The following is a 7,044-nucleotide window of genomic DNA, read 5'->3' as shown; positions in this document are numbered from 1 at the left end:
TCCCTTTTATGCAGCGAATTTCCGCACTAGGGCTGGATCTGGGCAGAAAGCGAATCGGGGTTGCAGGCTGTGACGGAACTGGACTGATTGCAACCGGCTTGACCACGATCGATCGCCGCTCGTTTGCGGAGGATGTGGCACGGCTTCAAAAGCTGGTACTAGAGCGGGAGGTACAGCTTCTGATAATTGGCTTGCCTTACAATATGGACGGCAGCCTGGGAGCGCAGGCAAAGCAGGTGCAAAAATTCGCCGCTCGCCTCTCTGCTGCCCTCAATTTGCCCATTGAATTTGTCGATGAGCGTCTGACTTCAGTACAGGCAGAAGAGCTATTACGCGCCGAGCGACAAGATTTTTCTCGCAACAAAGGCTTGATCGATCGCAAAGCAGCGGCTATCATCCTGCAACAGTGGCTCGATATTCGCCGCAGCCAAAAAAGAAACTCCCTTAACTCCCTTGAATTGGATCAAGATTAAAAACCTTCGCATTTTTTCTGCTTTTATCTCTTGTTCAGGCAGAATTTGACGCAAGACCTAACCTCAGAAAGGTATAAGGAGAAGGGATAAAGAGTAGAAGTTAAGCAAACGCTCAAATTGGATTCAAATTGGAACTTGAAATGGACGATGTACCTACACTAAATCTACTGGATGAAGACGGACAGCCCGTACTTTGCTACGTCGAGCGATCGCTCAATGCAAAGGGCAAAGAGTATGTGCTGCTGCGTCCGGTAGATGCCCCCGTTGAAATTTTTGCCTGGGTGGGGGATGAGGAAGAAGAAGAAGACGAAATGCTGCTAGATGTGGACGATGCCGAGCTAGACGAAATCATGCCCACGGCAAAAGCAGTTTTAGCAGAGCAAGATTTAACCCTGCATCGGACTGCCCTGTCACTGATTGCAAGCGGTAATCTACCGGAGTTTAGTGAGGAAGACGTGATTACGCTGGATATTGAAGGCGATGAGGGTCAGGTCAACATGGAGCAGTTCCAGCAGCTTGCTTCGTTCTTCCATGAAGAGCAAGAGTATGTGGTCTGTACCCCGCTCGATCCTTTCCTGTTTATCGCTCGCCTCAACGCTGCCGGACAGCCTGAACTGCTGACCCCTGATGAACTGGTTGCGCTCCAGCAACTCGACGAATTCAAGGAGATGCAGCTTGAGCTGGAACAGCTTGCCGATGAATTTGACGATGAGGAGCTAAATTAACGCATGGTCAAGGCTTCCCGCATTCCTAGGGTGTTGTTCTACTTACTGCTATTGCCGATCGTTCTAGGAATTGGTGCATGGCAAGGATGGTCATGGTGGAGCTGGGCAAGTGCGCCCCCTGTCGGAACTCAGTCTGGAACTGCTGCGAAGCCTGACTCTAGTAAGCCCCAAACCGTTCAAATTCAAATTCCTGAAGGAACCTCAGCGCAACAAATCGGAGAAGACCTCCACGCTGCCGGGCTGATTCGATCGCTGACTGCCTGGAACCTCTGGTCACGATGGCTGAGCCAGCAGGACAAAACGGGCAGCTTCCAGGCTGGGACTTATGAGCTATCTACCGACCAGGCCATGACGGCGATCGCTGACCAGCTCTGGCGGGGCGATGTGGTGCAGAGCAGCTACACGATTCCCGAAGGCTGGTCAATACAGCAAATGGCAGCCTATTTTGAGGAGCAGGGTTATTTCTCAGCCCCGGCGTTTCTGGAAGCGGTCAAGCAAATTCCTCGCGATCGCTATCCCTGGCTGCCTGAAAATCTGCCTCATCTGGAGGGATTTCTATATCCCGATACCTATCAGTTTGGGGGGGATCTCACGCCTCAGCTTGTGATCGACCAGATGCTCGATCGCTTTCAGCAGGTCGGACTGCCGCTTTATGAGAAGGTACAGGGGCAAACCAAGTACAGCCTGCTAGAGTGGGTGACGCTTGCCAGCATTGTTGAAAGAGAAGCGGTGGTTAGCTCAGAACGCCCGACGATCGCTGGAGTGTTTGCCCGTCGCCTGCAGGAGGGAATGACGCTGGGAGCCGATCCCACCGTGGAATATGGGCTGGGCATTCGCCAGACTGCCGACCAGCCATTGACCCTCGATCAAGTCCGTACCCCTTCTCCTTACAATACCTATATCAATCCTGGCTTACCGCCGACGCCGATCGCTAGTCCGGGCGTTGCCAGTCTCGAAGTTTCCCTCAATCCACCGGATACTGAGTATCTGTACTTTGTTGCCCGCTACGACGGAACGCACGTCTTCAGCCGCACCCTAGCAGAACATGAAACAGCCCAGGCAGCAATTCACGATGGGCGAGAAAATCTTGCTCCGATGGCTTCACCCTCACCTGCAAATTCTGCTCCGGCGGCATTGTCTTCGCCTGCAAGTCGCCCTCAAACGAAGCCTCAAAGTAGCCCTTAGTCAAACTAGATTCCTGAGAGCGTTAGATTAAGAAAGGGAAGGATGAGAGAAATCCTGATTCTGTTGTTCTGGTCAGGCGTGCGCTAGATTGACTGAAGTGATTTGCATTGCTCTATTTTTGTTTCTGGAACCCGTACTATGTCCTGGGGTAAATTATTGCAGCCCGATTTAATTCTGGGCAATTCGATTCTGGCACTGACTCCTGAAGTGCTTCAGCGGCATCAGCTTCAAGGCTTAGTGCTGGATGTAGACGAAACCCTTGTCCCCATGAGTATGGCAGAAGCTTCAGATGAGCTGTGTCAGTGGGTGAATAGCATACGATCGGTTGCCTCGCTCTGGCTCGTGAGCAACAACCTGAGCGAAGCCCGAATTCGCCGCATTGGAGAATCACTCAATATTCCTTATATTCTGGGAGCCAGAAAACCGTCTCGTCGGAAGCTGCGGCAGGCAGTCACCGCGATGAATTTGCCGATCGAACAGGTGGCAATGGTGGGCGATCGGCTATTTACCGACGTGCTGGCAGGTAACCGCTTGGGAATGTTTACGATTTTGGTTGAGCCGATGGTGAACCCGATGAAGGCAGAACGGCGTTATCTGGTGCGAGATATGGAAGTTTGGTTCTCGCAATTGCTAGGCGTGTCGATTCATGAACTGCAACAAACCATGACTCATTCGGACAAGTCTTAATATTCCTTCGTTGATGCTAAAGAAAAAGTTAAGTCACCTATTATTTTTTTTGATCCCTGCTAATCTAGGAATAGCTCAAATGGGGTCAGCGAATATAAAGACCCTAACCCTTAAATCCCTGTAAATACTTTGATAGAACGACCAGTCTTTCTTACCGAAGGGCTGGTGTTCTACTTTCTGGCGTTTTTCTTTTAGCATTATTTACGCTATATCAAACGCTATTCAACACGCTATTCAAAAGGTCCACGAGTTACACCCAGGCGATTTTGCAGTTTAAGCTTGCGCCAGAGCTGTGCCCCGGTCATTTTGCCCTGAAGCAACTGCTGATAGCAGTCGATCGTCTGACGCACCTGATCCGGTGTTTCGTTCACAAACTCCAAGCGGAACGATCGCACCCCCAACCCGATCAAGCGCTGCATATATTCCGCTCCGGTTTGCGCTGTACCGTTAAACACCGTGTTGCGACAGCCTGCATCTGCCTGAAGCAAATGCTCTGTGCCCACGCGGTCGCGCAGCTTCACTTCTGCTTTTTCGCAGGGACGACCGCAGTTTGTAAAATCTGTTCCCTCAGAGAGAAAGGCGCAAAAGACGCAGTGTTCCATGTGAAACATCGGGATGTGCTGGTGAACCGTCACTTCCAGCCAGTTTGGCGGGCAAGTGTGAAGCAGGTCTTCGAGCTGTGAAATATTCAGGTCATAGGAAGCCGTTAGCCGTTCCAGACCGTATTGCATCCAGTAATCTGCCGTCAGCGCGTTCGCCACGTTGAGTGAGAAATCGCCAATCCGTCGCTGGTCGGCAAAATACTTCAGGTGGTCATAGTTTCGCACCAGATAGCCGTCTGCCTCAGACGATCGCACCTGCTGAAGAATCCAGTTTTCTCCCGGTTTTGTGATTCGCGGCGGCGCGACAAAAATCTGAGGCGGCAGGCGGTTTGCTGCTGGAGAGTCTGCGATTGGGAAACTCCGTACCATCTGCACTGCCTGACGATAGGCGTGGGGATCTTCCAGTTCGCAGTAAATTAGCTTGCTACCGGATTCCAAAACTGCCTCTAACTGCCCCAAACGACGCACCAGCGGAATCAGCGTTGGAGTCGTCACAGGCGTTGCGATCGGCTTTAGCAACAAATTAGACAACGTTTGATCAGCATTGAGCTGCCAACGATGGGGCTGGGTGCGCTGCTGTTCAAGCTGAGACACTATCTCGCGGCGCAGGCGGTTCAATTCGCTCATAGGCAGCATTAAATTGCCTTGGAGATAGCTCATCAGTTCGCCTAGACAGAACGGTGTATTGCCCAACCGCCCAAACTGCTCGCGTAGCCGATCGAGCGTCAACGGCTGTTTTTCCGCAGCGACGAGCAACATCGCAGACTCAACCTGCACAATCTGCCCCTGCTGATCACGAGCGATTACGGTCAACGAGCGACCCAGTTCCCCCTGCACTTCCAGATCGATCGATCGCTGAAATCGAGGCGTTTCTCCCGCATAGGTTTGGCGAAGCTGCCGATCGAGTTCCGGGTCGCTGGTTTTCCAAAGTCGATCGCCTGCATGAATTCGCCGCCAGTTCAAATCATTCCGCCCAAAGGTAAGAATGGCCTCTGCTCCGCGCTGCTCGACGGCATAGATGCGTCCGCCTTCTTCTTTTTGTTCCGGGTGTCCGCTATCAAAGACCACGCCATCTCCGGGCTTTACGGGAGCTTCTAGCGTCAGCATGATTTGCTCCGGGCGAATTTTTGTCACTTGTCCCAGATAAACGCCGCGCTTTTTGCCGAATCGAGCGTGAACGAGTTCTTGATTGTTAATGCCCTGCAGCCATCCGGTCGAAAGCCCACGTGAAAAAGACATTTCCAGGTTATAGCGATCGGAATCTGAATAGAAATTAGTCTGCGTTTCTGTAAGCGACTCCATGACGCGATCGAGTGCCTGTCGATAAGTGCGCGTCACGTTTGCCACATATTCAGGAGCTTTTAAGCGTCCTTCGATCTTTAGGCTGCTGATGCCTGCTTTCACCAGATCGGGCAGTACCTCCAGACCCGAAAGATCCTGCGGACTAAGCAAATATTTTCGATCGCCCAGATTCACCTGTTCTCCATCTGCAATCAGCTCGTAGGGCATCCGACAGGCTTGCGCGCACTCGCCCCGATTTGCCGATCGCCCACCCAAAGCCTCGCTGGTGAGGCATTGCCCTGAATAAGCAACGCAGAGTGCCCCATGCACAAACACTTCCAGCGGCAGGGAGATTTGCCTTTCGCCAAGCTGCTGCTGAATCTTGCGAATTTCCTTCAGCGAACATTCCCGCGCCAGTACCACCAGTTCGCAGCCCAGGTCTCTGGCAAACTCTACCCCGATCGCGGTTGTTACCGTCATCTGCGTCGAAGCATGAATCGGAAAATCGGGCGACAAATGGCGAATCAGCCGACAGATGCCCACATCCTGCACGATCGCTGCATCCACTCCTGCGGCAATAATGCTGCGAAGATACTGCTCTGCCTCGCGTAACTCCTGTGGAAAAATCAGCGTATTCAGCGTCACATAGCCCTTTACGCCGCGCCGATGCAAAAACGCCATCAGTTCTGGCAGATCTGCCTCGGTGAAGTTTTCTGCCCGCATTCGCGCATTAAACCGATCGAGCCCAAAATAAATTGCATCTGCGCCGTTTTCTACCGCAGCTTTGGCACATTCCCAGTTGCCTGCGGGAGCAAGAATTTCGGGTCGTCTGAACTGGGCAGGCGTGGGAGAAGTCAGGAATTGCAGGTCAGCCATCATAGCAATCGATCGCGCTTCGATGAGACAGGTCTTCTGCCATCATATCGAGTCAGTCTGCTCTGTGGTGACTGCTGGGTAGCGGCAGTTCGTTCTGAAGGGCTGGCATCAGTTCCAAACTATCTTGCAGGCAATGCTGAAGAAAATCGAAAAAAGGTCTTGTCAAATTCGGAAAGCTACTGCTATCTTTATAAAGGTGCTGAAGCCGGACGCGGGCTATTAGCTCAGGTGGTTAGAGCGCACCCCTGATAAGGGTGAGGTCCCTGGTTCGAGTCCAGGATGGCCCATACGGCGAGGCACTGTAAAACACAAGGGGGTTTAGCTCAGTTGGTAGAGCGCCTGCTTTGCAAGCAGGATGTCAGCGGTTCGAGTCCGCTAACCTCCATCGGTTCCAGGGTTTAAAACGAAGGGCTTCCCTAAATTTTCCCTAGATTACAATTAAATAAAAGCTGTCTATCTCAATCGGCGCAATTCTTTCAGCCTCTAGCCAAAGCGAGGTTGCATTTTGGTGAGCGTAATTTGCAATAAGTATTTATATAGATCAAACTGCGGACACCGTTTCAGGTGATACGTTTTGTCTTAGCTCCACGGCTAATATCTCTTGATTGGGGTGCGGCTAGAATTTAGGGGACGTTACACTCATGGCACTGCTCGATCGTGCCCTCCCTCCAAATGGCGCGTACTTGGACACCAGAAGATCGACAGAAACACTCTGAGTTAATGCGATCGAAACTACTTGCCCGTGAATGGGAGCCGTGGAAGCATACGGTCGATCGATCGCAGCAAATGCGCTGGCGGCTGCAAGGTGGGCATAGTCCCGATGCAAGCTAAATTCGGTAGATGATTATGGAGAATAAACGCAGATGCCCAGATAGACACTAGAAACTCGTCAGAAGCAAGCTGAGCTAATCCAACAAGTCAGACCTTGTAGCCAATCGACCGGACCAAAAACTTGCCAGGGCAAGCGGCGATCTCTGGTGGTGACGGTCTGAGCCGACTATCCCTATTAATCTCACTTAGTGATTGGGTGAAACCAAGCTGTATTCTTGGCACCATCGTATTCAGTTCTGATTTGGTTCTTGCAGCATGGGCAATCAATAGGTATGCCAGTGTGCGGAATATGAACATCCTTGCCACAGTAAGGGCAATTGTCTGCTAGGAATAAAACAAATTCTTTAAGGAAGGCAGCAAGTAATCCCAATATCAAGATAGAGA

At 51.6% G+C, this 7,044-nt stretch carries 7 protein-coding genes and 2 tRNA genes; 7 read left to right on the top strand and 2 right to left on the bottom strand.

The genetic code is table 11. The annotated features are described in order from the left end of the window. The 4 genes from ruvX to H6F80_RS03490 all read left to right on the top strand — a co-directional run. Window positions 1-473, top strand: a 473-nt coding sequence (gene ruvX, locus H6F80_RS03505; protein WP_518523505.1) for a Holliday junction resolvase RuvX, incomplete at its 5' end; no start/stop codon positions are given. Window positions 474-613: 140 nt separating this feature from the next. Continuing rightward, window positions 614-1,198 carry a DUF3727 domain-containing protein gene (locus tag H6F80_RS03500; RefSeq protein ID WP_190790223.1) on the top strand — a complete coding sequence of 195 codons (585 nt, stop codon included), beginning with the start codon at window positions 614-616 and terminating at the stop codon, window positions 1,196-1,198. Window positions 1,199-1,201: 3 nt separating this feature from the next. Then, window positions 1,202-2,383, top strand: a complete 1,182-nt coding sequence (gene mltG, locus H6F80_RS03495) for an endolytic transglycosylase MltG (protein ID WP_190790222.1) — start codon at window positions 1,202-1,204, stop codon at window positions 2,381-2,383. A 138-nt stretch (window positions 2,384-2,521) separates the two neighbouring features. Then, on the top strand, window positions 2,522-3,070 hold the full coding sequence (locus H6F80_RS03490; protein ID WP_190790221.1) for a YqeG family HAD IIIA-type phosphatase: 549 nt from the start codon (window positions 2,522-2,524) through the stop codon (window positions 3,068-3,070). 230 nt (window positions 3,071-3,300) lie between these two features. Here H6F80_RS03490 and H6F80_RS03485 read toward each other — a convergent pair whose 3' ends face one another. Continuing rightward, complete coding sequence (locus H6F80_RS03485) at window positions 3,301-5,832, bottom strand: U32 family peptidase (RefSeq protein ID WP_242067141.1); 2,532 nt, start codon at window positions 5,830-5,832, stop codon at window positions 3,301-3,303. Between the two features lie 210 nt (window positions 5,833-6,042). Here H6F80_RS03485 and H6F80_RS03480 point away from each other — a divergent pair. The 3 genes from H6F80_RS03480 (at window position 6,043) to H6F80_RS03470 (ending at window position 6,660) form a co-directional block, all read left to right on the top strand. Continuing rightward, window positions 6,043-6,116 (top strand) — tRNA-Ile (locus tag H6F80_RS03480). A 25-nt stretch (window positions 6,117-6,141) separates the two neighbouring features. Then, window positions 6,142-6,214: transfer RNA gene (locus H6F80_RS03475), tRNA-Ala, on the top strand. Window positions 6,215-6,501: 287 nt separating this feature from the next. Beyond that, on the top strand, window positions 6,502-6,660 hold the full coding sequence (locus tag H6F80_RS03470; protein ID WP_190790220.1) for a hypothetical protein: 159 nt from the start codon (window positions 6,502-6,504) through the stop codon (window positions 6,658-6,660). 181 nt (window positions 6,661-6,841) lie between these two features. Here H6F80_RS03470 and H6F80_RS29370 read toward each other — a convergent pair. After that, window positions 6,842-7,044, bottom strand: a 203-nt coding sequence (locus tag H6F80_RS29370) for a hypothetical protein (protein WP_206755029.1), incomplete at its 5' end; no start/stop codon positions are given.

Source organism: Leptolyngbya sp. FACHB-711, assembly GCF_014695615.1.
Lineage (GTDB): Bacteria > Cyanobacteriota > Cyanobacteriia > Elainellales > Elainellaceae > Leptolyngbya_A.
This window is presented reverse-complemented; position numbering and strand designations above follow the sequence as displayed.

Bases quoted from the DNA above. Each gene is read 5' to 3' on its own strand.
- mltG (WP_190790222.1), top strand. From the start codon at position 1,202: ATGGTCAAGGCTTCCCGCATTCCTAGGGTGTTGTTCTACTTACTGCTA.
- H6F80_RS03490 (WP_190790221.1), top strand. From the start codon at position 2,522: ATGTCCTGGGGTAAATTATTGCAGCCCGATTTAATTCTGGGCAATTCG.
- H6F80_RS03500 (WP_190790223.1), top strand. From the start codon at position 614: ATGGACGATGTACCTACACTAAATCTACTGGATGAAGACGGACAGCCC.
- H6F80_RS03470 (WP_190790220.1), top strand. From the start codon at position 6,502: ATGGCGCGTACTTGGACACCAGAAGATCGACAGAAACACTCTGAGTTA.
- H6F80_RS03485 (WP_242067141.1), bottom strand. From the start codon at position 5,832: ATGATGGCTGACCTGCAATTCCTGACTTCTCCCACGCCTGCCCAGTTC.